The 22,288-nt window shown below is 74.0% G+C and carries 20 protein-coding genes and 1 pseudogene; 9 read left to right on the top strand and 12 right to left on the bottom strand.

Annotated elements, in window-relative coordinates:
• Positions 1-55: 55 nt before the first annotated feature.
• The 3 genes and pseudogenes from ACSLIC_RS21860 to ACSLIC_RS21870 all read right to left on the bottom strand — a co-directional run bounded on the left by ACSLIC_RS21860 (position 56) and on the right by ACSLIC_RS21870 (position 968).
• Positions 56-193 (bottom strand): hypothetical protein, encoded by a 138-nt coding sequence (locus tag ACSLIC_RS21860; protein ID WP_436739404.1) that lies wholly within the window; start codon positions 191-193, stop codon positions 56-58.
• A gap of 36 nt (positions 194-229) precedes the next feature.
• Positions 230-322: pseudogene (locus ACSLIC_RS21865) on the bottom strand (MerR family transcriptional regulator); the annotation flags it as partial.
• A 130-nt stretch (positions 323-452) separates the two neighbouring features.
• Positions 453-968: a hypothetical protein gene (locus tag ACSLIC_RS21870; RefSeq protein ID WP_436739405.1), complete on the bottom strand. Its 516-nt coding sequence runs from the start codon at positions 966-968 to the stop codon at positions 453-455.
• A 462-nt stretch (positions 969-1,430) separates the two neighbouring features.
• Here ACSLIC_RS21870 and ACSLIC_RS21875 point away from each other — a divergent pair, with 462 nt between their 5' ends.
• The 5 genes from ACSLIC_RS21875 to ACSLIC_RS21895 all read left to right on the top strand — a co-directional run bounded on the left by ACSLIC_RS21875 (position 1,431) and on the right by ACSLIC_RS21895 (position 7,008).
• A complete protein-coding gene (locus ACSLIC_RS21875; RefSeq protein WP_436739406.1) occupies positions 1,431-2,213 on the top strand; it encodes an ATP-dependent Lon protease in 783 nt (260 codons plus the stop codon).
• Positions 2,214-2,947: 734 nt separating this feature from the next.
• The gene (locus ACSLIC_RS21880) at positions 2,948-3,991 is read left to right on the top strand and encodes an iron-siderophore ABC transporter substrate-binding protein (protein WP_436739407.1); all 1,044 of its coding nucleotides are present in this window, start codon (positions 2,948-2,950) and stop codon (positions 3,989-3,991) included.
• A 16-nt stretch (positions 3,992-4,007) separates the two neighbouring features.
• Entirely contained in the window at positions 4,008-5,048 is a 1,041-nt protein-coding gene (locus ACSLIC_RS21885; protein ID WP_436739408.1) for a FecCD family ABC transporter permease, read from the top strand.
• A complete protein-coding gene (locus ACSLIC_RS21890; protein WP_436739409.1) occupies positions 5,045-6,127 on the top strand; it encodes a FecCD family ABC transporter permease in 1,083 nt (360 codons plus the stop codon). The genes ACSLIC_RS21885 and ACSLIC_RS21890 overlap by 4 nt, the downstream gene beginning before the upstream one ends.
• Complete coding sequence (locus ACSLIC_RS21895; protein ID WP_436739410.1) at positions 6,124-7,008, top strand: ABC transporter ATP-binding protein; 885 nt, start codon at positions 6,124-6,126, stop codon at positions 7,006-7,008. Before ACSLIC_RS21890 ends, ACSLIC_RS21895 begins: the two co-directional genes overlap by 4 nt.
• Before the next feature lie 262 nt (positions 7,009-7,270).
• Here ACSLIC_RS21895 and ACSLIC_RS21900 read toward each other — a convergent pair whose 3' ends face one another.
• From ACSLIC_RS21900 to ctaD, 5 genes are all read right to left on the bottom strand, one after another.
• A complete protein-coding gene (locus tag ACSLIC_RS21900) occupies positions 7,271-8,890 on the bottom strand; it encodes an MDR family MFS transporter (RefSeq protein ID WP_436740440.1) in 1,620 nt (539 codons plus the stop codon).
• A gap of 282 nt (positions 8,891-9,172) precedes the next feature.
• Positions 9,173-9,829: a TetR/AcrR family transcriptional regulator gene (locus tag ACSLIC_RS21905; RefSeq protein WP_436740441.1), complete on the bottom strand. Its 657-nt coding sequence runs from the start codon at positions 9,827-9,829 to the stop codon at positions 9,173-9,175.
• Between the two features lie 139 nt (positions 9,830-9,968).
• Positions 9,969-10,133 (bottom strand): 50S ribosomal protein L33, encoded by a 165-nt coding sequence (rpmG, locus tag ACSLIC_RS21910; protein WP_436739411.1) that lies wholly within the window; start codon positions 10,131-10,133, stop codon positions 9,969-9,971.
• Between the two features lie 25 nt (positions 10,134-10,158).
• Positions 10,159-10,713: a hypothetical protein gene (locus ACSLIC_RS21915; protein ID WP_436739412.1), complete on the bottom strand. Its 555-nt coding sequence runs from the start codon at positions 10,711-10,713 to the stop codon at positions 10,159-10,161.
• Between the two features lie 56 nt (positions 10,714-10,769).
• Positions 10,770-12,470, bottom strand: a complete 1,701-nt coding sequence (gene ctaD / locus ACSLIC_RS21920) for an aa3-type cytochrome oxidase subunit I (RefSeq protein WP_436739413.1) — start codon at positions 12,468-12,470, stop codon at positions 10,770-10,772.
• 486 nt (positions 12,471-12,956) lie between these two features.
• On the opposite strand from ctaD, the gene ACSLIC_RS21925 reads away from it, so the two are divergent.
• Complete coding sequence (locus tag ACSLIC_RS21925; RefSeq protein ID WP_436740442.1) at positions 12,957-14,858, top strand: GAF domain-containing protein; 1,902 nt, start codon at positions 12,957-12,959, stop codon at positions 14,856-14,858.
• A 66-nt stretch (positions 14,859-14,924) separates the two neighbouring features.
• Here the strand turns inward: ACSLIC_RS21925 and ACSLIC_RS21930 are convergent, their stop codons facing one another.
• Complete coding sequence (locus tag ACSLIC_RS21930; protein ID WP_436739414.1) at positions 14,925-15,635, bottom strand: response regulator; 711 nt, start codon at positions 15,633-15,635, stop codon at positions 14,925-14,927.
• A gap of 184 nt (positions 15,636-15,819) precedes the next feature.
• Complete coding sequence (locus ACSLIC_RS21935) at positions 15,820-16,341, bottom strand: hypothetical protein (protein ID WP_436739415.1); 522 nt, start codon at positions 16,339-16,341, stop codon at positions 15,820-15,822.
• Between the two features lie 276 nt (positions 16,342-16,617).
• Between ACSLIC_RS21935 and ACSLIC_RS21940 the strand changes: the two genes are divergently transcribed.
• Positions 16,618-17,070, top strand: coding sequence for a pyridoxamine 5'-phosphate oxidase family protein (locus tag ACSLIC_RS21940; protein WP_436739416.1), 453 nt, complete (start codon positions 16,618-16,620; stop codon positions 17,068-17,070).
• A gap of 384 nt (positions 17,071-17,454) precedes the next feature.
• Here ACSLIC_RS21940 and ACSLIC_RS21945 read toward each other — a convergent pair whose 3' ends face one another.
• Both ACSLIC_RS21945 and ACSLIC_RS21950 read right to left on the bottom strand, forming a co-directional pair.
• Positions 17,455-18,279 carry an endo alpha-1,4 polygalactosaminidase gene (locus tag ACSLIC_RS21945; protein ID WP_436739417.1) on the bottom strand — a complete coding sequence of 275 codons (825 nt, stop codon included), beginning with the start codon at positions 18,277-18,279 and terminating at the stop codon, positions 17,455-17,457.
• Positions 18,276-18,773 (bottom strand): Lrp/AsnC family transcriptional regulator, encoded by a 498-nt coding sequence (locus ACSLIC_RS21950; RefSeq protein ID WP_436740443.1) that lies wholly within the window; start codon positions 18,771-18,773, stop codon positions 18,276-18,278. Before ACSLIC_RS21950 ends, ACSLIC_RS21945 begins: the two co-directional genes overlap by 4 nt.
• A 179-nt stretch (positions 18,774-18,952) precedes the next feature.
• Between ACSLIC_RS21950 and ACSLIC_RS21955 the strand changes: the two genes are divergently transcribed.
• Both ACSLIC_RS21955 and ACSLIC_RS21960 read left to right on the top strand, forming a co-directional pair.
• The gene (locus tag ACSLIC_RS21955; RefSeq protein WP_436739418.1) at positions 18,953-21,292 is read left to right on the top strand and encodes a transketolase-like TK C-terminal-containing protein; all 2,340 of its coding nucleotides are present in this window, start codon (positions 18,953-18,955) and stop codon (positions 21,290-21,292) included.
• A gap of 135 nt (positions 21,293-21,427) precedes the next feature.
• Positions 21,428-22,156, top strand: a complete 729-nt coding sequence (locus ACSLIC_RS21960) for a FadR/GntR family transcriptional regulator (RefSeq protein WP_436739419.1) — start codon at positions 21,428-21,430, stop codon at positions 22,154-22,156.
• Positions 22,157-22,288: the final 132 nt, after the last annotated feature.

The following is a 22,288-nucleotide window of genomic DNA, read 5'->3' on the forward strand; positions in this document are numbered from 1 at the left end:
GCTCAGGCGACCTCCGCCCGCAGCCGCAGGCACGCCTCCAGCTCCGCCGCCCCGGTCAGCAGGCCCGCCCCCGGTCCGCGAGGCGGGTGTGCCCGGCATGCGGGGTGGCCTCCAGGGGTTTCAGGCCGCCCGCCGCCCGCCGCCCGCCGCCCGCCGCGCGCACCTGGGCGATCAGCGGGGTGATCTGGTGCAAGAAGTGGCCATCGCGCCGGAGTCGGCGGGTGAGGCGGGTGTCGCGTACGGCGGCCCGGTCGTCGGCGCGGTATCCGGCCAGCGGGTCCCGGTGGGGGTGGACCGGGCCCGCCCGTTCCCACGTGCGCAGGGTCGCCGGGCGGACGCCGAGCCGGTGGGCCGAGGGCCGACGACCAGGCGGCGGCCCTCGGGTGCCGGTCCGGGCTCCAGGTCGCCGAGGGCCCGTTCCACGGTTCGGCCGGACACGGCGGAGTGAGCGGTCAGCCGATGCGCGCGCAGAGGTCGTCCCGCGTCCCGTACGCCATGTTCACGGTCTTGTGTCCCAAGGAGTCGATCTCCAGGGTGTACACCCCGTCGACGATGTGCAGTCCGCGTGGCACATTGCCCCCGCCTTCCCCCACACCGACCAGTACGGGGCCGAGCACGGACCAGAACTGGGAGCCGTCCGCGCGGTATTCGACGACGGCTGTGCCGCTCGCGTCCGCATCGTGGAAGGCGCCGGTCCCGGTGTTGGTGACGCGCACGACCAGGTCGCCCTGGTACGCGACCCGCTTCGCGGAGCCGTCGGGGTGGGTGTCCAGCACGCGCCGCACCACCTCGTCGACGACGGGCTCGCCGTGGACGGGGAAGTCGCACCGGGCGCCGGCGGGGACGTCCCACGGGGCGGAGGGGGCCGGTTCCCAGCCGTTCTCGGTGCCGGCGGGCAGAGCCGACGCGGGCGCCGCGCAGAGGAGGGCGGCGGCGAGGGCGAGCGGGGCGATGATGGCGCGTCTCATGGATTCTCCCTGATGAGGCTGGCACGAGCGGGTGTTCGTAGCACTACTACGGGCGAAAGGCCGGACGGGAGTTCGCCTCGCCATCCTGTCCTGCGGGCCGAAAAATGGCCACCCCCATCGAGAAGGAGACATCGGCGACGTGGGCCCGCACGAGGCCCGGACCACCAGTACTCGGCGCCCGGGAGGTGCGCTCGGCCACCCGCCGCACGCGGGCCGCTGCCTCGGCGCCGGCCGGGCCGACCTGTTGCGACGGCGAGGGGCGGCGGCTCGGCCGGACCACCTGGACGCAGGCCGTGCTCGTGCCGCGCGCCTGATGTGCCCGAACGGCCTGTCACCTCTGGAGCGTGTGACCGATTTGCGGGTCAATGGCCGAAAGGTGGTGTTGACGCTTGTTGCGTACCAATTCACCCTTAAGTCCTCGGGGCCTCCCGAGCGGCACCATCACGCACCCTTGGGGGAATCTTGACTTCCGCACGACGAGCGCACACCCGGGCCGGACTCGTGGGTCTGCTGGCGGTGGGTCTGCTGGCCGCCTTCACGCCGCAGGCCGCCGCCGCGACCGCGCACAGCCCCTGGGGCTACTACGGGCCGGTCAAGGGGATCAAGTACAAGAACCGCGCGACCATCGCCAACAGTTCGCGTCTCTACGCGTCGACGACGGCCGCCAAGGACGGCAACGGCAACGTCCCCGCTGGATACCTCGGCGCGCTGGCCCGCCTCTACAAGGGCAACACCCTGTGCGCCTCCAACGGCTACTCCTACACCTCCGGCCCCGCCAACAGCCTGAGCGTGCCGACGCTCGGGAAGGGCTGCGGGGCCGGCACGTACCACAGCTACGGAGTGACGAAGGCGTACAACGGCAACGGCTACAACGCCGTCTACACGCTCAAGTCCCCGAGCCTCGGCCACCGTTCGATCGCGGCCGGAGCGGGTCAGGGCACGGCGAAGCCCGCCTGGCCGAAGAACGCGAAGGGGGAGACGTACGGCTCCGGCCTGGAGGCGACGACGCCGAAGGGCGGGCCCGACCTGATCCGGGCGTACACGACCGAGGGCGAGGTCGGGTACGTGAAGCGTGCGGAGTTGGAGGACGAGCCGGCCCCCTCCTCGCCGCGCGAGGCCGTCGCCCTCCAGAGGGAGCTGGCCGGTGAGGACCGCCGCATCGCGGTGTACGACACCGACGGGACCACGGTGCTCGGCGACTTCGTGGTCGGCCGGGCCCCGTCGAGCGCACTCCGGACGCGCTGACCGGCGGTCACCTGGGCGTCGGGAGGGGAGTCGTGCCGCACCGGCGGCGCGGCTCCCCTCCGTGTGCGGATCGGGCGGGCCGCAGGCCGGGGGAGCGGCGCTCGGTGGCGTACGAACCGGCGGTGGTGAGCGGCTCGCCGGGCACGGTCACGGTGGAGGCGGTGCGGAAGCCGGCGCGCGCCGCGAGGTGGTCGCGGGGGCCGTTGCGGAACTTCAGGTGCGGTTGGCCGCGTGGTACGTCTGTCGGCTGGCGGGCCGACCGGTGCCGTCCTTGCCGCGGCGACGGAGGTGGCGACCGGTTCGGTGCCCACCGTGCGTGAGCCGTGGTCGGCGAAGTCCCGTCGCCGTCGAAGCCGTAACCGACGTGCATGTCCCGAGGGGGCGGCGTGCCTCTCCGGGAGGCCGGCGCCGACCGCCGGTTCTCCCTCGCCCCGGCGTCCTCGACGGCTGCACCGCCGGCGGGTGGTGTGGCAGGCTGACGGCGCGGCGTGGCACGCCGCCGGCCTCGTCGAAAGGGGCATCCCCGGGCACACCCGGGCGAAGTGCGGGGTGGGTGGGGATCGTGACCGTGCCGGACCCGAGGGCGATTGAAAGCCGCCAGGGGCTAAGCTTAGGCTTGCCTAATGTCGCACGGTTCCCGCTGCGACCAGCTTTCCGTTTCCCGGTTCGAGGGTCCGCTCCCGGCCTGGACGGTGGGCTCGGCTCCGTAGTTCTTCAGACCTGAGGAAACGTCCATGTCATCGTTGTTCTCCCGGGCGCGCCGCAAGGCGGTCGCCGCCTCGGCCGCGGCCACCGCGCTCGTCGTCGTCCTCGGCGGCTGCTCCTCCTCCTCGGACGAGGACAAGCCGAGCGCCTCCGCCAAGAGCGACGGTGCCTTCCCCGTCTCCATCAAGAGCAAGCTCGGCACCGCCGAGATACCCGAGGAGCCGAAGAAGGTCGTCACCCTCGGCCAGGGCTCCGCCGAGACGGCCATCGCGCTCGGCACCACCCCGGTCGGCATCGAGAGCTACGAGTGGGGCAGCGACGAGTCCGGCTACCTCCCGTGGATCAACGAGGCGGTGAAGGAGAAGGGCGACAAGCTCCCCAAGCAGTTCGCCGGCGGTGAGGACATCGACTTCGAGGCCATCACCGAACTGGAGCCCGACGTCATCCTCGCCCCCTGGTCGGGTGTGACCGAGGAGCAGTACGACATCCTCAAGGACATCGCGCCGACCGTCGCCTACCCCGAGCTGCCCTGGTCGACCAACTGGGACGAGCAGATCGAGATCATCGCCAAGGCGCTCGGCAAGAGCGGTGAGGGCGAGGGCCTGATCAAGGGCATCAAGAAGCAGCTGGCCGACGCCGCCGCGACCCGTCCGCAGTACAAGGACGTCACGTTCTCCTACATCTACACCGACGGCCCCGGCACGCTCGGCGTCTTCCTCCCCGAGGAGCAGCGCGTCGATATGCTGACCGGCCTCGGCCTGACCGTCGACCCGGTGGTGAAGACCTTCAAGGAGGTCGAGGGCACCGACTCGGCCATCATCGGCCTGGAGAACGCCGAGAAGCTGAAGGACAGCGACCTGCTCTTCACCTTCTACACCGACAAGAAGACCCGCGCCGAGATCGAGAAGCAGCCGCTGTACGCCGCCATGCCGGCCGTCAAGCGCGGCTCGCTCGTCACCAGCGAGGACACCTCCTTCGTCACCGCCTCCTCGATCATCAACCCGCTGACCGTGCCGTGGGTCGTCGAGCGCTACCTGCCGATGATCGACGACGCCGTCAAGACCCTCGACTGAGGCACCGCTCTCCTTCATGGCCACGACCACCGTCGCCCGTGCGAGCGGCGCCGGCACCTCCCGTGCCGGCACCGCTCGGCGGGTTTCCGCCCTCCTCGCCGGCGTCGCCGTCCTCGCACTCGCGATGGCGGCCAGCGTCATGTTCGGCAGCCGCACCACCTCGCTGGGCGACGTCCTCGACGTCCTGGCGGGCCACGGCGACCCGTACGTCACCAGCGTCGTCGAGAGCCGCTACCCGCGCACCGCCCTCGGCGTGCTCGCCGGCGTCTGCCTCGCCGTCGCGGGCACCCTCATGCAGGGCATCAGCCGCAACCCGCTCGCCGACCCCGGCATGCTCGGCATCAACGCCGGAGCCTCCGCCGGCGTCGTCACCGCCACCGCCTTCCTCGGCGCCACCTCCGGCACCGAGACCGTCTGGTGGGCGCTGCCCGGCGCGATCCTCGCGGGCGTCGCGGTCTACGGCATCGGTGCGGCCGGCTCCCGCAGCGGCGGCCTGGTCCGGCTGGTCCTCGCCGGAGCGGTGCTCTCCGCCGTCCTCAACGCGTACATCCAGGCGGTCACCCTCAGCCTGCCGAAGGTCTTCGACAGCTACCGCTACTGGGTGGTCGGCGCGCTCGCCGGGCGGGACATGGAGATCTTCTGGGCCGTCCTGCCGTTCGCCGTCGCCGGTCTGCTGGTCGCCCTGCCGCTCGCCCCCGGCCTCAACTCCCTCGCCCTCGGCGACGAGTCCGCCTCCTCGCTCGGGGCCAACCCGGCCGCGGTCCGCGCCGCGGGGCTGCTCTCCGCCACCGTCCTGGCGGCCGCCGCCACCGCCGCCGTCGGCCCGATCGCCTTCGTCGGCCTCGCCGTCCCGCACGTCGTCCGCGCCGTCGTCGGCGTCGACTTCCGGCTGCAACTGGTCTTCTCCGCGCTGCTCGGCCCGGCCCTGCTCCTGATCGCCGACGTCGTCGGACGGCTGGTGCTGCGCCCACAGGAACTCATGGTCGGCATCGTCACCGCCTTCCTCGGCGCCCCCGCCCTGCTCTACGCCGTCCGCCGGATGAAGGGGACCTCATGACCACCCCCCAGCTCCGGGACCGCCCCGCCCCGGCCCCCGCCGCGCCCGCACGCGCCGGCGGCCACCTGCGGATCGGCTCCGCCCTCGCCCTTCCGGTGCGCCGGATCTCCGTGGTCGTCGCCCTGGTCCTGCTGGTCCTCACCGTCCTCGCCGCCGTCGCCACGCTGAGCCTGGGCCGCCTCGGCGTGCCGCTGAACGAACTGCCCGGCGCGCTCCTCGGGGGGGCCGAGGGCAAGAACCGTTTCGTCCTCAACCGGCTGCGCGGCCCGCGCCTGGTCACCGGCATCGGCGCCGGAGCCGCACTGGGCCTGTCCGGCGCCCTCTTCCAGTCGGTCACCCGCAACCCGCTCGGCAGCCCCGACGTCATCGGCCTCGCCTCCGGCGCCGGAGCGGGCGCCGCCTTCTTCGCGCTCTTCCTGCCCGGTGCCCCCATCTGGCTCGGCGCCCTGCTCGGCGCCGCCCTCGCCATGGCCTTGGTCTACGTCTCCACGGGCACCGGCTTCCGCGATCCGGGCCGCCTGGTCGTCGCGGGCATCGGCGTCGCCGCCCTGGCCACCGCCTTCACCCAGTACGTCGTCTACGCCGTCGAGCGGGACAACGCCACCGCGCTGACCGCCTTCATCAACGGCAGCCTCGCCGCTCGCTCCTGGGACCACGCCGCCACCATCGGGCTCGTCCTGCTGGTCGCCGCCCCGCTCACCGCGCTGGTCTCCCGGCGCCTGGAGATGGGCGAGATGGGCGACGAGCTGGCCGCCGGACTGGGTGCCGAACCCCGCTCCACCAAGACCTCGACGGTGCTGCTCTCCATCGTCCTGTCGGCCGGGGCGGTCAGCGTCGCCGGGCCGATCGCCTTCATCTCGCTGACCGCGCCGCAGATCGCCCGGCGGCTGACCCGGGGGACCGGGCCGCACCTGTTCCTCTCCGCGCTCACCGGCGCCCTGCTGCTGGTCCTGGCCGACCTCGCGGCCCAGCAGGTGCCGTGGTTCGACAACCTGCCCGTCGGGATCTACACCATGGCCATCGGCGGCCTCTACCTCGGCTATCTGCTCACCCGCGAATGGCGGAAGGGAAACCTGTGAAGACAGCGGCGAAGAACTCCGCGACCCCCACCCCGGCTCCCGCCGGGGCCGGGGCGCCGCCGGAGAAGGGGCTCGGCGCGCGCGGGGTCACCCTCTCCTACGGCGGCGACCCGATCGTCCGCGACGTCACCCTGGACCTCCCGCACGGCGGCCTGACCGTCATCATCGGCCCCAACGGCTGCGGCAAGTCCACCCTGCTCAAGGGGTACGGCCGCATCCTCAAGCCGGAGAGCGGCACCTTCCACCTGCACGGCCGGGACCTGCACGCCTACCGGGGCAAGGAGGCGGCCCGGCACGTCGCCCTGCTGCCGCAGAGCCCGGTGGCCCCCGACGGCATCACCGTCCGCGACCTGGTCCGCCGCGGCCGCTACCCGCACCACACCCTGCTGCGCCAGTGGTCGCCCGACGACGACCGGGCCATCGCCTTCGCCCTGGACCGCACCGGCCTGGCCGGGCTGGCCGAGGAGCGGGCCGGGCAGCTCTCCGGCGGCCAGCGCCAGCGCGCCTGGATCGCCATGGTGCTGGCCCAGGAGACGGAACTGCTCCTCCTCGACGAGCCGACGACCTTCCTGGACATCGCCCACCAGTACGACCTGCTGGAGCTGTGCGCCGAGCTGAACCGGGAGGGCCGCACCATCGTCGCCGTCCTCCACGACCTCAACCAGGCCGCCCGCTTCGCCTCCCACCTGGTCGTCATGGACCAGGGCGAGGTGTACGCCCAGGGCGCCCCCGGGGAGGTCATGACGGCCGAGCTGGTCCAGGCGGTCTTCGGGCTGGCCTGCGACATCGCCCCCGACCCGCGCACCGGCACCCCGATGGTGGTCCCGCACGAACGCCACCAGGCCCCGGCCGCCGCCGAGCCGCAGCCCGCCCAGGCGTAGCGGCCCCGCCTCCCCGGCAACACGGAGAAGGGCCGGATTCGGCGACACGAATCCGGCCCTTCCGCATACGTGGCCGCCCAGCGGGCACCAGAACAGTGACCCGAGCAGCCCGGCCCGGCCGCCCCACACCCCCCTCGAAAGGGGCGGCCCGGCCGAGCCCTCCTCGGCGGCCCCGCCCTTCACCCCCGGAGGCGGGGCCGCCCCCTTTTCGGAGCGGCCCCGCCTCCGGGTGCCGTGCGTCTACGGGGCGTGCCCCGCCGGGTCAGCGGCCCGCCGACTCCTTGTCGGCGAGCGGGGCGCCGCCGGTGCCCTCGTCGCCGGAGCCGTCCCCGGCCGGCTCCGCACCGGCGCCGGAACCGTCCCCGGCCTCCGCCTCGGCCAGGCGCCGCTCCATGCCGCTGGTGGTCTTCAGCGGCTTCTCCTTGATGAAGAGGACGACGATCAGCGCGAGCACCGCGAACGGCGTGGAGATCAGGAAGAGGTCACCCGTGGCGACGCCGTAGGCGTTCTCCACGATCGGCCGCAGCGCGTCGGGGAGCTGCGTCATGTCGGGCACGGCGTGGCCGCCGCCGCCCTCCGGGGCGATGCCCGCCTGGCCGAGGCCCTTGGCCATCTCGCCGGCGACCCGGTTGGCGAGGATCGCGCCGAGGACGCTGACGCCGACGGTGCCGCCGAGACTGCGGAAGAACGACAGCACCGAGGTGGCGGTGCCCAGGTCCTGCGCGGGCACGTCGTTCTGCGCGGCGAGCACCAGGTTCTGCATCAGCATGCCGACGCCGATGCCGAGGATCGCCATGTAGAGGCTGAGCAGCCCGAAGTGGGTGTCGGCGCCGATGGTGGAGAGCATCGCCAGGCCGGCGGTCATGGTGATGCCGCCCGCGACCAGGTACCCCTTCCACCGGCCGGTGCGGCTGATCAGCTGCCCGGCGACGGTGGAGGAGACCAGCAGACCGCCGATCATCGGCAGGCTCATCAGACCGGCCACCGTCGGCGACTTGCCGAGCGCGATCTGGAAGTACTGAGAGAGGAAGACGGTGCCCGCGAACATCGCCACACCGACGAACAGGCTCGCCACCGTGGTGAGCGTGACGGTGCGGTTGCGGAAGATCGACAGCGGGATGACCGGGTCCTTGGCACGCGCCTCCACGAAGACGGCGGCCAGCAGCAGCACGGCACCGGTCAGGGTGAGCGCGGCGGTCTGCCAGGACGCCCAGTCGAAGGAGTTGCCCGCCAGCGAGGTCCAGATCAGCAGGGCGCAGACACCGGCGACGATGAGGAAGGCGCCCAGGTAGTCGATGGTCACCTCGCGGCGGACCGTCGGCAGCTTCAGGGTGCGCTGCAGCAGGATGATGCCGAGCAGCGCGAACGGCACGCCGACGAAGAAGCACCAGCGCCAGCCGAGCCAGGAGGTGTCGACCAGGACACCGCCGATGAGCGGGCCCGCCACGGTGCCGACGGCGAAGACCGCGCCGAAGATGCCCGCGTACTTGCCGAGGCGGCGCGGCGGGATGATCGCGGCCATCACGACCTGCGCCAGCGCGGTCAGACCGCCGGCGCCGATGCCCTGGACGACGCGGCTGAAGATGAGCAGCCCCACGTCGTGGGAGAAGCCCGCGACGAGCGAACCGACGACGAACAGGCTCAGCGACAGCTGGAGCAGCATCTTCTGGTTGTAGAGGTCGGAGAGCTTGCCCCACAGCGGCACCGTGGCCGTCATGGCGAGCAGCTCGGCGGTGACCACCCAGGTGTAGGAGGACTGCGAAGCGCCGAGGTCGGCGATGATCCTCGGCAGGGCGTTGGCGACGACCGTTCCGGCGAGGATGGCGACGAACATGCCCGCCATCAGGCCGGACATCGCCTGGAGTATCTGTTTGTCGTTCATCGGGCCCGGCGCGTGGCCGGGCTCCGTCTCGCTGGCACTCTGCACGGTGTCCTTCTCGGGTCAGCGGATGCTACGGGCAGTGGCGGGTGCCGGACGGGCTGGGCCGTCCGGCGGCTGGCGGGCCGGCGTCCTGACGGGGACGGGCGGACCGCCCTGGGGCTCCGGCCGACGTCGCCGGCCGGGGTGCGAGGGGAACGGGCTGGTGCCCCGTGCTGCCGGGGTACGGCGGCGGGGGCCGGAGTCAGGCGTGGCGGGACGGCGGGGCCTGGGCGCGCGATGGCCTCATCGGTCGCCCCCGGCTGGCGCGAGGGGGGCGGTGAGGCCGGCCGCGAGCTGGTCGAAGACCTCGTGGAAGACCTCGGCGAACGGCCTCTCGGGGTGGGAGCACCAGTGCCCCACCGAGACCCGTACGGCCGTGCCCGCCACGCCCGCGAGCAACTGGGCGTAGAGCCCCGTGTCGCGCCCGCCGCACACGTCGGTGGTGTCGGGCACCTCGCGGCCCTGCCGGACCGCGATGGCGCGTGCCAGTTCCTGTTCCTGGCCGGCCTGGGCCGCCATCACCCGGGCCAGGAGCCGAGGGGAGCGGTCCAGTACGACCGGCAGGAGGGTCCACACCTCCGACTGGCTCTCGATGTCCGCCAGTTCGGCGGCGAGCGCGGTGCGCAGCGCCTCCAGCGGGGAGAGTGTGACGGGGGCGGCGAGAACGGCGCGGGTGACCCGGGGTCCCAGGTCGGCGTCGATCATCGCGAAAGCGTCGTCGTGCGCGGTGAAGTAGTTGAAGAACGTCCGCGGGGAGACCCCGGCGGCTTCGCTGATCATCTCGACGGTGACGTTCTCGGCGCCGTGTTCGACCGCGAGGCGGACCGCCGCCTCGCCGAGAGCGGCACGGGTCGCCCTCTTCTTGCGCTCGCGGAGGCCGAGCGCGGCACCTGACTCCATCACCCGCTGCACTCTACGCAAAAATGCACACCCTGCAAAATTCACCCCGCGCATGCGCCGTGCGCGGGGCGTGTGGGCGCCCGTGCGTGACGAAGGCCCGCACGCCGGTGGGGCGTACGGGCCTGGAGGGCCGGGTCGCTCAGCGCTCCTCGCAGAAATCCACGTGGCGGCCGGCGGCCGGGTCGAACTTGCGCGGGGTGATCCGGCCGGGATCGTTGCGGCGGCTCTTGGTGGTCGCGTAGGTGAAGCCGGTCCCCGCCGTGGGGCGGAGCTTGATCACGGGGCGTGCGTCGCTGCGTGCCATACCCCAGAGGGTGCGACAACCGTTTTCAGCAACGGTAGGGACCTCGGTCCCGAGCCTGCCCCGGCTCCGCCCGCCGCACCAGCAGCCCCACCCGCACCCCGCCCGTCACCAGGGCGGCGAGCACCACCGCCCCCGCCGCCGAGACGGCCGGCCACACCCCCGCCCCGCGCGCCGCCGCCCCCACCGCGACGGCCGCGCAGAGTCCCGGCAGCAGCCAGGCCAGCAGGACGCGCCGGGCCGGGCCGGGACCGGGCGCCGGGGCCGGGGCGCCCAGCAGCTGCCAGTCGGCCGCCGCCTCCCGGTGCTCCCGGCCCGCCCTCGCCCGGGAGGCGAGCGCCGTGGCGCCCGCCCCGAGCCCGGCCGCGGCGGCGCAGCCCAGGGCCGGGCGGGCCCCCGCCCAGGCCAGCAGCGCGGTGGCGAGCAGCGCCCCCGCCCACAGCAGCAGGACCGCCGTCGCGGCCAGCCGCCGGGAGGCGGGCCGGTCGGGTCCGGCCCGCAGGTCGGCCCAGGCGGGTACGTACCAGACGGAACCCGACAGGCACAGGGCGGCGCCGCCGAGGGCGAGCACTCCGTGGGACATCGCACGTCACCTCGCAGGGGGAGGGCGGAGTTGGGAAGAGGGGAGCGGAAGAGCGGTCAGGCTGAGAGCGCGTCGGCCTTCTCGCGCTCGGCGACCTCCGGGTGGTGCAGGTCGAAGGCGGGGGACTCGCTGCGGATGCGCGGCAGGGAGAGGAAGTTGTGACGCGGCGGCGGGCAGGAGGTGGCCCACTCCAGCGAGCGCCCGTACCCCCACGGGTCGTCGTCGGTGACCTTCTCGCCGTAGTGGGCGGTGCGCCAGACGTTGTAGAGGAAGGGCAGGAAGGAGAGGCCGAGCAGGAACGAGCCGATGGTGGAGATCGTGTTGAGCGCGGTGAAGCCGTCGGCCGCCAGGTAGTCCGCGTACCGGCGCGGCATGCCCTCCGCGCCCAGCCAGTGCTGGACCAGGAAGGTCAGGTGGAACCCGGCGGTCAGCGTCCAGAAGGTGATCTTCCCGAGCCGTTCGTCGAGCATCTTGCCAGTGAACTTCGGCCACCAGAAGTGGAACCCGGCGAACATCGCGTACACCACGGTGCCGAAGAGCGTGTAGTGGAAGTGGGCCACCACGAAGTACGAGTCGGAGGTGTGGAAGTCCAGCGGCGGCGAGGCCAGGATGACGCCGGTCAGGCCGCCGAAGAGGAAGGTCATCAGGAAGCCCGCGGTCCACAGCATCGGTGTCTCGAACGACAGCGAGCCTCGCCACATGGTGCCGATCCAGTTGAAGAACTTCACCCCCGTCGGCACCGCGATCAGGAAGGTCATGAAGGAGAAGAACGGCAGCAGCACCCCGCCCGTGACGTACATGTGGTGCGCCCAGACCGTCACCGACAGGCCCGCGATGGCGATGGTGGCCCCGACCAGCCCCATGTAGCCGAAGAGCGGCTTGCGGGAGAAGACCGGGATGACCTCCGAGACGATCCCGAAGAACGGCAACGCCAGTACGTACACCTCGGGATGGCCGAAGAACCAGAAGAGGTGCTGCCACAGCAGCGCCCCGCCGTTGGCCGAGTCGAAGATGTGCGAGCCGAACTTCCGGTCGCACTCCAGCGCCAGCAGTGCCGCCGCCAGCACCGGGAAGACGAGCAGGATCAGCACACCGGTCAGCAGCACGTTCCAGGTGAAGATCGGCATCCGGAACATCGTCAGGCCGGGGGCGCGCATGCAGATGATGGTGGTGATGAAGTTGACGGCGCCGAGGATCGAGCCGAAGCCGGAGAGCGCCACGCCCATGATCCACATGTCCGAGCCGATGCTCGGCGAGTGCACCGCGTCGGAGAGCGGCGCGTAGAGGAACCAGCCGAAGCTCGCCGCGCCCTGCGGGGTGAGGAAACCGGCCGCCGCGATCAGCGAGCCGAACAGGAAGAGCCAGTAGGCGAGCATGTTCAGCCGGGGGAACGCCACGTCGGGCGCGCCGATCTGGAGCGGCATGATCCAGTTGGCGAAGCCGGTGAAGAGCGGCATCGCGAAGAGCAGCAGCATGATCGAGCCATGCATGGTGAACGCCTGGTTGAACTGCTCGTTGGAGATCAACTGCGTTCCAGGACGCGCCAGTTCCGCGCGCATCACCAGGGCGAGCGCCCCGCCGAGCAGGAAGAAGACGAACGACGTCACCAGGTAGAGCGTGCCGATCTTCTTGTGGTCGGTGGTCGTCAGCCAGTCGACGACGATCCGCCCGGCGCTCACACGCCGCCCCGGCAGCGCCCCTCGCGCTGACGCCCCGTCCGCCGCCGTCCCGCGCTCCCGCGTCCCTACCGTGTCCACCGGACCCTGTCCTCCAGCCGTGCCTGTACGTGCGCCGCGCCCGCGCGCCCGCCCCGCGCGTCGGCGGGGCCGGACGGCACTGCCGCGGTCTCTGGTCCGGGAAGGGCGCGGTGGATGCGTGCCGACTCCTGGGCCTGTGGTCACCCCCGAGCCTTCCCGGCCGCACCATGCTGCGGCTCCGGCGCCCCTCGCACCGAGGGCCGCCCGGCCCCCGCCGCCCGGGCCGCCCGGCCCCGGCCGCGCCCGCCACCCGGGACCCCCGGCACCGGCCGGACCGCACCCGGGCCCCCACCGGCCGGCGCGCCGGCGCGGGCCGTGCTGCCGTACGCTCTGCTGCGGGCGGGGGCCGTGGACGGCGCACCGCCAGGGGCACGCGCGGGCAGCGCGAGGACCCCGGGACGGGACGCGAGGAGTAGTGGAACGACAGTGACCGAAGCAGCGCCGAGCACGGTGGCCGACTGGCCGCAGCCCAGCACCCCCGACCGGATGACCAGCCTCCTGGACGCCGTGATGGGACTCGGCCGGGGACTGGAACTCCCCGAGGTGCTGTACGGCATCGTCCGCGCCGCCGTCACCCTGACCGGCGCCCGCTACGGCGCGCTCGGCATCGTGGACGACGGGCGCAGCCTCTCCGAGTTCCTGCCCGTGGGCATGGACGAGGAGACCGTCGCGCGGATCGGCACCTACCCGTGCGGCCGCGGCATCCTCGGCGAACTCATCCAGCACCCGGAGCCGCTGCGCCTCACCGACCTCTCCCAGCACCCGCGCAGCTACGGCTTCCCCGCCCACCACCCGCCGATGCGGACCTTCCTGGGCGCTCCCGTACGCGTCCGCGACAAGGTCTTCGGCAACCTCTACCTGACGGAGAAGCAGGGCGGCGGCGACTTCGACGCCGACGACGAGGCCGTCCTCACCACCCTGTCCATCGCGGCGGGCGTCGCCATCGACAACGCCCGCATGTACGACGAGAGCCGCCGCCGCGAACGCCGCCTGGAGGCCCTCGGCGACATCACCCGCTCCCTTCTCTCGGGCACCCGTGCCACCGAGGTCCTCCACCTCATCGCCGAGCGCGCCATGGAGGTGGCCGGCGCCGACAGTGCCGCCGTACTCCTGCCGACGGGCGGCGCGGACACGACGCCGGTCGGTGCCGACCAGGTGCCGACGGCGGACGTGCCGGGCCCGGACGGCACCCTCCCGGCCGCCCCCTCGTCCGGTGGCTGCCCGGTCGCCCACGGTGCCGCCTCCGCTCCTGGCGCACCCGTGGCGGGCGGCCCGGACGGAGGCGTCGCCGCGCCGCCCGCCCCCGCCGGGGTCTGCCCGGTCGCCCACGGAGGGGCCGGCACGCCGGCCCCCGCCCCCGCGCCCCCGCGCCCGGGGTCCTCCCCCGCCGCCGGGTCCCTGACGGTGGACGTGGCCGAGGGGTTCGGCGCCTCCCGCATCCTCGGCCTCACCGTGCCGACCGGCGGCTCCCTCGCGGGCCTGGCCGCCGTCACCGGCAGCCCCGTCTCCACCTCGGACATCCGAACCGACCCGCGCGCCCACCCCTTCGACGCGGTGGCCACCACCGAGGCCGACGGCCCGGCCCCGGCCATCGGACCGGTCGTCGCCGTCCCGCTCCAGGTCGGCTCGGGACGGCAGGGAGCGCTCCGGCTCGGGCGGATCGCGGGCCGCGCCTCCTTCGACGACAGCGACGTGGAACTGGTCTCCGGCTTCGCCGACCAGGCCGCCATCGCCCTCGAACTGGCCCGCAGGCGCGCCGAGTCGGAGGAACTGGTGGTTCTCCACGACCGCGACCGCATCGCCCGCGACCTGCACGACCTGGCCATTCAGCGGCTCTTCGCCACCGGCATGACCCTCCAGTCGACCACCCGCGCCATCGCCGACCGGCCCGCGGCGGCCGAACGCGTCAGCCGCGCCGTGGACGACCTGGACACCACCATCCGCATCATCCGCTCCACCATCTTCGACCTGCGCGCCGCCGACGAACCGGGTCACCCGGGGCTGCGCCGCCGCCTCGCCGAGACCACCCAGACCGCCGCCCGCGCCCTCGGCTTCCGCCCCTCCCTGCGGATCGACGGGCCGGTCGACACCACCGTCCCCGACGACCTCGCCGAGCAGCTCCTCGCGGTGGCCGCCGAGGCACTCTCCAACGCCGCCCGGCACGCGGACGCCACCCGCATCGACGTCACGGTCACCGCCACCGACGACGCCCTGACCCTCACCGTCACCGACGACGGCAAGGGCGTCGACCCGGCCGGCCCCGCCCGCCACACCGGCGGCCTCGCCAACATGCGCCACCGCGCCGAACGCCACCGCGGCACCTTCACCCTCACCGAGTCCCCCTCGGGCGGCACCCTGGTCCGCTGGCGCGTCCCGCTGAAGGCCTGACCGCCCGGCCGGGGCGGTCGCGCCTCGGGGGACGCGGGGCGCGACCGCTCGTACGGCTCCGAGCCTCTACGAGGACCGCTCGCGCAGCCGCCCCGCGATCATCGCGGCCTGGATGCGGCGGCCCACGCCGAGCTTGGAGAGGATCGCCGAGATGCGGTTCTTGACCGTCTTCTCGGCCAGGTAGAGGCGTTCGGCGATCTCGCGGTTGGTCAGGCCCTCGCCGATGAGTTCGAGGATCTCCCGCTCGCGGGGGGAGAGCCGGTCGAGGACCGAGGGCTGCTCCGGCTCGGCGGCGCGGGCCTCGTCCGGGCCGCCGCCCCGCAGGCGGGCCATCACCCGGGCCGTGGTGCGCGGGTCGAGCATCGAGGTGCCCGAGGCGACGGTGCGGACGGCGGAGACCAGGTCGGCGCCGTTGATCTGCTTGAGGACGTATCCCGATGCGCCGGCCATGATCGCGTCGAACAGCGCCTCGTCGTCGTCGAACGAGGTCAGCATCAGGCAGACCAACTCCGGCATACGGGCCCGCAGTTCGCGACAGACCTCGATGCCGGCGTGGTCGCCGCCCGCGTCGTCGCCCAGCCGTACGTCCAGCACGGCGACCTGGGGACGGGTGGCCGGGACGCGGGCCAGCGCCTGGCGGGCGTCGGACGCCTCGCCGACGACGACGATGCCCCCCTCGGCCTCCAGCAGGTCGCGGACGCCCCGCCGGACCACCTCGTGGTCGTCGAGGATGAAGACGCGGATCGGCTCACTGGCCGCGGACGGTATGTCGGACACGAAGGGCTCGCTCGGTCGGCAGGGCGGTGGCGGAACCCACGCCCCGCCACCCGGGACCACCCAGTATGGCCACGTCCGCTGCGGACGCCCCCGACCGGGTGCACCGGCAGTGCACCCCGCCCCGCCGTGCCCCCGGCAGGGCCGAAGGTCCCGCCCGAGGGGGCCTCACGTCCCGGTTCGCCGGTCAGCGGCTGCCGGCCGGCCGTCCCCGTCGGGCCCGCCGGAGCGCGCGGCCGGTACGGGCCGCCCCGGCGGGCCACACCACCTCGACCGGGACCGAGCGGGCGCGGGCGTAGGCGACCAGGTGGGCGGTGGCGTCGGTCCCGTCGCTGGGGGAGCCGTCCCAGACGGCCAGGAGCGTCCGCGCGGCCCCCACCAGCCGCTCGTCGGCGGCGACCACCGTGTCGCGGTCGGCCGGATCGTAGGGCAGCAGCCGCACCTGTTCGGCGAGGAGCAGCAGTTCACCGGCGGCGGCCCGGTCGGCGGCCGGCAGCGGCCCCGGCACCACGCCGTCGGCGGGCAGCACCACGGTCAGCGGCCGTCCCGCCTCCCGCGCCGCCCGGCCGTAGGCCTGCGGCAGCCCCCGGCCCGCCCGCACCAGGGCGCCCACGCCCTCCGGCGCCCGCTCCAGCCGCGTTCGAAGCGCCTCCCGTACGGCCTCCTGCGCGCCTTCGGTCAGATCCGTGTGCCCCACGACCGCGATCACCGCGTGTCCTCCCGTCGAGGCCCGAAGAGGCCGTCGCCACCGGGGCGGCCCGACGTGCCGCCCCGCTCTGGTGCGTCCCCCGCCGCCGGGCCGGAACCCGTGCTGTCCGGTGGTCCCGGAGGCGGCGGCGGGGACGCGAAGGCAGTGAAACCGGGACCGGCCGCCCCGCACCAGGGCCTTTCGACCCTGGTGCGGGGCGTTTGTGCGGGGCTTGACTCATGGGCGACCGGCCCGCCGCGGGCGCCGGCCCGGCCGTGTACGAAGGGACGGCACCCCATGACCAGCACCGATCACCGCACCCCGCCCACCCGGCAGGAGAGGCACACCGTCGAACTGACCCGCACCGAGGCACTCGCCCTGCTCGGTGAGGTCTCGCTCGGGCGGGTCGTCTTCACCCAGCGGGCGCTGCCGGCCGTGCGGCCGGTCAACCACCTGCTCGACGGCGACGACATCGTGGTCCGCACCCACGACAGCTCCGCGCTGCTCGGCCAGGCCCGGCCGCACGGCGCGGTCGTCGCCTACCAGGCCGACGCCCTCGACCCCGTCACCCACCTCGGCTGGAGCGTCGTCGTCACCGGCTACTGCCGGCCCGTCACCGACCCCGCCGACCTGGCCCGCTACGCGCGGCTGCTCCAGCCCTGGCCCCACCTGCCCGGCCAGGTCATGGACAGCGCCGTACGCATCACACCGCACCTGATCAGCGGGGTGCGGCTGGTCGAGGCCGGGTGACGCGCCCGGTTCTGCAGGTCAGGCCGCCGCCGCGCGGGGTGTGCGGGCCGCGGGCGGACTCCCCGCACAGCTCCACCGGGTGCTCCACCCGGGCGGGGTCGCCGCCGTCGCACCCGGCGCCGCCCGAGGCCGCGGACGCTCTCCCCGCAGCCGTGCCGCCCGGTCAGGGTGCCCGGGCCGGACCGGGTGTTCCCGTACCGAGCGCGGTCGGCCGGGCGACGGCCGGGCCCTCCCCGACGAGCCGGGGGTGTCCGGCAGGCCGGGCCCGAGGCGCCGGCCCGCCCGCACGCGGCGGTGCGGCGGCGGGGCCGACCGGTCCGCTCCGTCGGCCGGGCTGGGACCGCGTCGGCGGGAACCGCCGCTTCCGCCCCCGCCCCCGGCGCCTCAGCAGGCCCCCCGGACGTACCCCTCCTCGCCCTCCGGCAGCACGTCACGGTCCCGCAGCACCACCGACAGCCGCCCGTCCGCCGCCTCGCAGGCCCGCTCCAGCCCGTCCTCGGTGTACTCCACCACCAGGACGTGCCCGCCGAACGCCTCGTCGTACACCCCGCACTCCTCGTACTGGCCGCACTCCTCGGCCACCGCGAAGTCCAGCCCCAGCCGCTCGCGGTCGCCCGCCAGCTCCGCGGTGTTCTTCTGCGCCACCGCCAGGCCCCGGGAGTGCGCCCGCTCGACCAGCAGCGCCAGGTACGCCTGGGCGTCGTCGGCGTCCAGCAGGCCGTCCGAACGCGTGAAACTGTCGTAGTTGTCCGGCTCGACCGCGTCGAAACCCCGCTGCGCGCAGCCGTCGATCCACCGGCCCACCCGGTCGGCTGCGGCGCGCCGCAGCTCCTGGGTCGACAGGTCGAGCAGTACCTCGTCCCAGTCCTCGTCGATCACCTCGCGCCCCCGCGCGTCCCGCAGCAGCAGCGCCTCGGGCCAGCCGCGCGCGCCGGGCTGGGCCTGGAAGGCGTTGACGTAGCAGACGTTGTAGAGCCCCCGGGCCGGCCGCGCCCCGTGGTCGCGGACCACCACCCCGACGTCGTCGTCCGGCCGGTACGCCCCGCCGAGCTGGTAGTCCAGGCCGGCGCCGGGCGGCGGCGGCGCCGGAGCGGGGGCCGGCGTGCTCCGCTCCGGCGCCGGCTGCGCGGCGGAACCCGTGGTCCCGCATCCGGTCAGCAGCAGGGGCAGGGCCGCCAGGCCGCACGCCAGACGCGTACGGCGGTTCATCCGCGCCGCCTTCCGGTGCCCGCGGCGGCCTGCTCCAGGAGCGGGGTCAGCCGGTGCGGGACCAGCTGGTTCATGGCCAGCGAGGTGCTGCTGCGCTCCACCCCCGGCACGGCGTGCAGCAGACCCGCGATCCGGTACAGGTCGTCCGCGTCCGCCGCGACCACCCGGGCCAGCAGGTCGATGTCGCCGCTCAGCCCGTACACCTCCACCACCTCGGGGATGCCGCCGAGCGCCTCCCCGACCTCGGCCAGCCGCAACTGGTCGACGCGCATCGTCACGAACGCCGTCAGCGGATACCCCAGTGCGGCCGGGTCCACCCGGCGGGCGAACGGGCCGAGCGCGCCCTCCCGCTCCAGCCGGCTCCAGCGGGCCTGCACCGTGTTGCGCGACAGGCCCAGCCGCTCCGTCAGCGCCACCGCGGTGGCCCGCGGTTCCTCGTTGAGCGCCAGCAGGATGCGCGCGTCCGTCGCGTCGATCGCCCCGCCGTGGTTCACGGTGCTCAATCGACTCACCTCCCCGAACCCTGTGGTTGAGCAGATTGCTCAACCAGAGAGTCGTATCTTGTGCAATCGGAAAGGGGAATGTCTACTGACGGATCACAACGACAATGTGGCGCCCGCAGCCCGCCCGCCGCCGGACCCCGGACCGCGCCACCCGCCCCGGAGGTTCTGTGATGGTCCCGGACACGACGACGTCTGCGCGCGCCGGCCGGCAGGAGCTGCTGGCCGCCCTCGGCGAGATCGAACAGCGCGTGCTGTGGCTCTCCGCAGCCGCCATCGACCACGCCAACCGCGTCCGCCCGAACCCCACCGGACTCAAGGTCGGCGGCCACCAGGCGTCCTGCGCCTCGATGGTGTCGATCATGACGACGCTCTGGTTCCACGAGCTGACCGCCGACGACCGGGTCTCGGTCAAACCGCACGCCTCCCCGGCCCTGCACGCGGTCAACCACCTCCTGGGTGAACTCCCCGCCGAGGCCCTGACGACCCTCCGCTCCTTCGGCGGCCTCCAGAGCTACCCGAGCCGCACCAAGGACCCGGACCCCGTCGACTACTCCACCGGCTCCGTCGGCATCGGGGCCACCGCCCCGATCTGGGGCGCCCTCGCCCGCCGCTACGTCGAGGGCCGCTTCCCCGGAGCCGGCACCGGACGGCAGTACGCCCTCCTCGGCGACGCCGAACTCGACGAGGGCGCCTGCTGGGAGGCGGTCCAGGACCCGATGGTCGCCGGGCTCGGCGAGGTCGTCTGGATCGTCGACCTCAACCGCCAGTCCCTGGACCGCGTCGTCCCCGCCCTCGCCGCCGAACGGCTCGCCGGCATGTTCGAGGCGGCCGGCTGGCAGGTCCTCACCCTCAAGTACGGCGAGCAGCTCACCGAACTCTTCTCCCGTCCCGGAGGCGAGGCCCTGCGCACCCGCCTGGACACCATGGGCAACCCGGAGTACCAGCGGCTCCTGCGCTGCACCCCCGCCCAGCTCAGGGAGCGCCTGCCCGGTACCGGCTCCACCCGCGAGCCCCTGGAACGGCTCATCGCCACGCTGGACGACGACGCCCTGCACAGCGCGGTGCGCAACCTCGGCGGCCATGACCTCGGTGCCCTCCTCGACGCCTACGCGGCGATCGACGACACCCGGCCGACCGTGATCCTCGCCTACACCGTCAAGGGCCGCGGGCTGCACAGCGAGGGCCACCCGCAGAACCACTCCTCGCTCCTCACCCGCGACCAGCTCGCCGACCTGGCCGCCCGTACCGCCGCCGACCTGGACGACCCCTGGCGCCCGCTGCCCGCCGACGGCGCCGCCGCCCGGCTCTGCGCCGAGCGCGCCGGGGAACTGCGCCGACCGCCCGTCGAGCGGGTGAGCCCGCCGCCCGTCCCCACCGACTTCGGCCGCACCCCCGGCGGCACCGGCACCACCCAGCAGGCGTTCGGCCGCACCCTGCTCGACCTCAGCCGCAGCGCCCCGGAGGCCGCCGCCCGCGTCGTCACCGTCAGCCCCGACGTCTCCTCCTCCACCAACCTCGGCGGCTGGCTCAACAAGGCCGGCGTCTGGTCCCCGACCGAGCGCGTCGACTGGTTCGCCGACGACGCCGAGACGATCCTGCACTGGCGCGAGAACCCCACCGGCCAGCACGTAGAACTCGGCATCGCCGAGACCAACCTGGTCGGCCTCCTCGGCGAACTCGGCGCCACCTGGAGCCGCTGGGGCCAGCCGCTGCTCCCCATCGGCATCATGTACGACCCGTTCGTCAACCGCGCCTTGGAGCCCTGGCAGTTCGGCATCTACGCCGGCGGCCAGTCGCTCCTGGTCGGTACCCCCTCCGGCGTCACCCTCGCTCCCGAGGGCGGCGCCCACCAGTCGATCACCACGCCCTCCCTCGGTCTGGAGCAGCCCGGCTGCACCACCTGGGAGCCGGCCTTCGCCCAGGACGCCGAGTGGTGCGTGCTCGCCGCCCTCTCCCTCCTCGGCCGGCCCGACGGCGGCTCCGCCTACCTGAGGCTCTCCACCCGCCCCGTCGACCAGTCGCTGGCCGCCGTCCCCGCCGACCCGGCCGCCCGCGAACGCCGCCGCCGCCAGGCGGTGGCCGGCGCCTACGGGCTGCGCCGCGCCCCGGGCACCCCGGACGTCACCCTCGCCGCGATGGGTGCCATGGTCCCCGAGGCGCTGGCCGCGGCCGACCGCCTCGCCACCCTCGGGGTCGCCGCCGACGTCGTCTGCGTCACCAGCCCCGGCCTCCTCTTCCGCGCCACCCAGGCCCGCCGGGGCCTGGACGACGCCCCGCAGTGGGTCCTCGACCAGGCGTTCCCCGCCGACCGGGCGGCCCCGCTCGTCACCCTCCTCGACGGCCACCCGCACACGCTGGCCTTCCTCGGCACGGTGCACAACACCCCGGTCACCCCGCTCGGCGTCACCCACTTCGGCCAGTCCGGGGCCCTGGACGACGTCTACCGCCACCACGGCATCGACACCGAGAGCGTGGTCCGCGCGGCCCTGGACCTGACCCACCGGCCCTGATCCCGCACCCCGCGCGACGGCCCGCGCGCAGCCCGTCGCGCGGGCCGTCGCGCGGGCCGTTGTCATGTGGTCGGACCATAACGAGATGTGACATAGTTTCGATGCGGACAGACCCAGCGACCCCAGGGAGGTGCCATGGCCGCCGAATGGCGCCCCGTACGCCAGTCACGTACGCATGAACTGGTGCTGGAGAGTGTCGAGGAACAGGTGGTCGCGGGCGAGCTCAAGGCCGGTGACCGGCTGCCCCCCGAGCGTGAACTCGCCCCTGTCCTCGGCGTCAGCCGCTCCGCCCTGCGTGAGGCCCTGCGGGTCCTGGAGACCATCGGCGTCCTCGTCGCCCACGCCGGGCGCGGCCCCGACGCGGGCGCCCGCATAGTCCGCAACCCCGACGACGCGCTCGGCCGCCTCCTCCGCCTCCACGTGGCGCTCGGCAGCTACAACCTCCAGGACGTCCTGGAGGCCCGCGTCGTTCTGGAGCGCTCCAGCTTCGAGGCGGCCGCCACCCACGCCTCGCCGGAAGACCTCGCCGAGGCCGAGGAGACCCTGCGCCGCATGCAGGAACCGGACGTCACGGTCCCCGAGTTCAACGACCTGGACACCAGCTTCCATGTCCAGATCGCTCGCAGCTCGGGCAACCAGCTGACCTCCACCCTCACCTCCGCGGTCCGCGAGTCGGTACGCCCCCTCATCCTTGAGGCCCTCGAGGCCGCCGAGGACTGGCCCGCCACCGCCGCCGCCCTCAACGCCGAACACGCCTCCCTCCTCACCCTCGTCCAGCGAGGGGACGGCCTCGGCGCGGCCGACCTGGTGGAACAGCACATCCGCGGCTTCCACGGCACCTTGGTCCCGGAGACGACGGACTGATCTCGGCCGGTCCCGGCATGGTCGCAGGGTGAGCCCGGAACCGGCCCGGCCGGTCGTGAGGCACCACCGCCGACCGGTGGCCGAAACCTCCGGCCGGGCCCGCGCATGCGAAGGCCCCCAGCCCGCCGAGGA

This window comes from Streptomyces sp. BBFR102, assembly GCF_051397025.1.
In the GTDB taxonomy this organism is placed as follows: Bacteria; Actinomycetota; Actinomycetes; order Streptomycetales; family Streptomycetaceae; genus Streptomyces.

Excerpts from the sequence above, each read along its gene's own strand:
- ACSLIC_RS21885 (WP_436739408.1), top strand. The coding sequence starts at position 4,008 with ATGGCCACGACCACCGTCGCCCGTGCGAGCGGCGCCGGCACCTCCCGT.
- ACSLIC_RS21905 (WP_436740441.1), bottom strand. The coding sequence starts at position 9,829 with ATGGAGTCAGGTGCCGCGCTCGGCCTCCGCGAGCGCAAGAAGAGGGCG.
- ACSLIC_RS21960 (WP_436739419.1), top strand. The coding sequence starts at position 21,428 with ATGGCCGCCGAATGGCGCCCCGTACGCCAGTCACGTACGCATGAACTG.
- ACSLIC_RS21900 (WP_436740440.1), bottom strand. The coding sequence starts at position 8,890 with ATGAACGACAAACAGATACTCCAGGCGATGTCCGGCCTGATGGCGGGC.
- rpmG (WP_436739411.1), bottom strand. The coding sequence starts at position 10,133 with ATGGCACGCAGCGACGCACGCCCCGTGATCAAGCTCCGCCCCACGGCG.
- ACSLIC_RS21890 (WP_436739409.1), top strand. The coding sequence starts at position 5,045 with ATGACCACCCCCCAGCTCCGGGACCGCCCCGCCCCGGCCCCCGCCGCG.
- ACSLIC_RS21925 (WP_436740442.1), top strand. The coding sequence starts at position 12,957 with ATGACCAGCCTCCTGGACGCCGTGATGGGACTCGGCCGGGGACTGGAA.
- ACSLIC_RS21870 (WP_436739405.1), bottom strand. The coding sequence starts at position 968 with ATGAGACGCGCCATCATCGCCCCGCTCGCCCTCGCCGCCGCCCTCCTC.
- ACSLIC_RS21945 (WP_436739417.1), bottom strand. The coding sequence starts at position 18,279 with ATGAACCGCCGTACGCGTCTGGCGTGCGGCCTGGCGGCCCTGCCCCTG.
- ACSLIC_RS21940 (WP_436739416.1), top strand. The coding sequence starts at position 16,618 with ATGACCAGCACCGATCACCGCACCCCGCCCACCCGGCAGGAGAGGCAC.
- ACSLIC_RS21880 (WP_436739407.1), top strand. The coding sequence starts at position 2,948 with ATGTCATCGTTGTTCTCCCGGGCGCGCCGCAAGGCGGTCGCCGCCTCG.
- ACSLIC_RS21915 (WP_436739412.1), bottom strand. The coding sequence starts at position 10,713 with ATGTCCCACGGAGTGCTCGCCCTCGGCGGCGCCGCCCTGTGCCTGTCG.
- ACSLIC_RS21955 (WP_436739418.1), top strand. The coding sequence starts at position 18,953 with ATGGTCCCGGACACGACGACGTCTGCGCGCGCCGGCCGGCAGGAGCTG.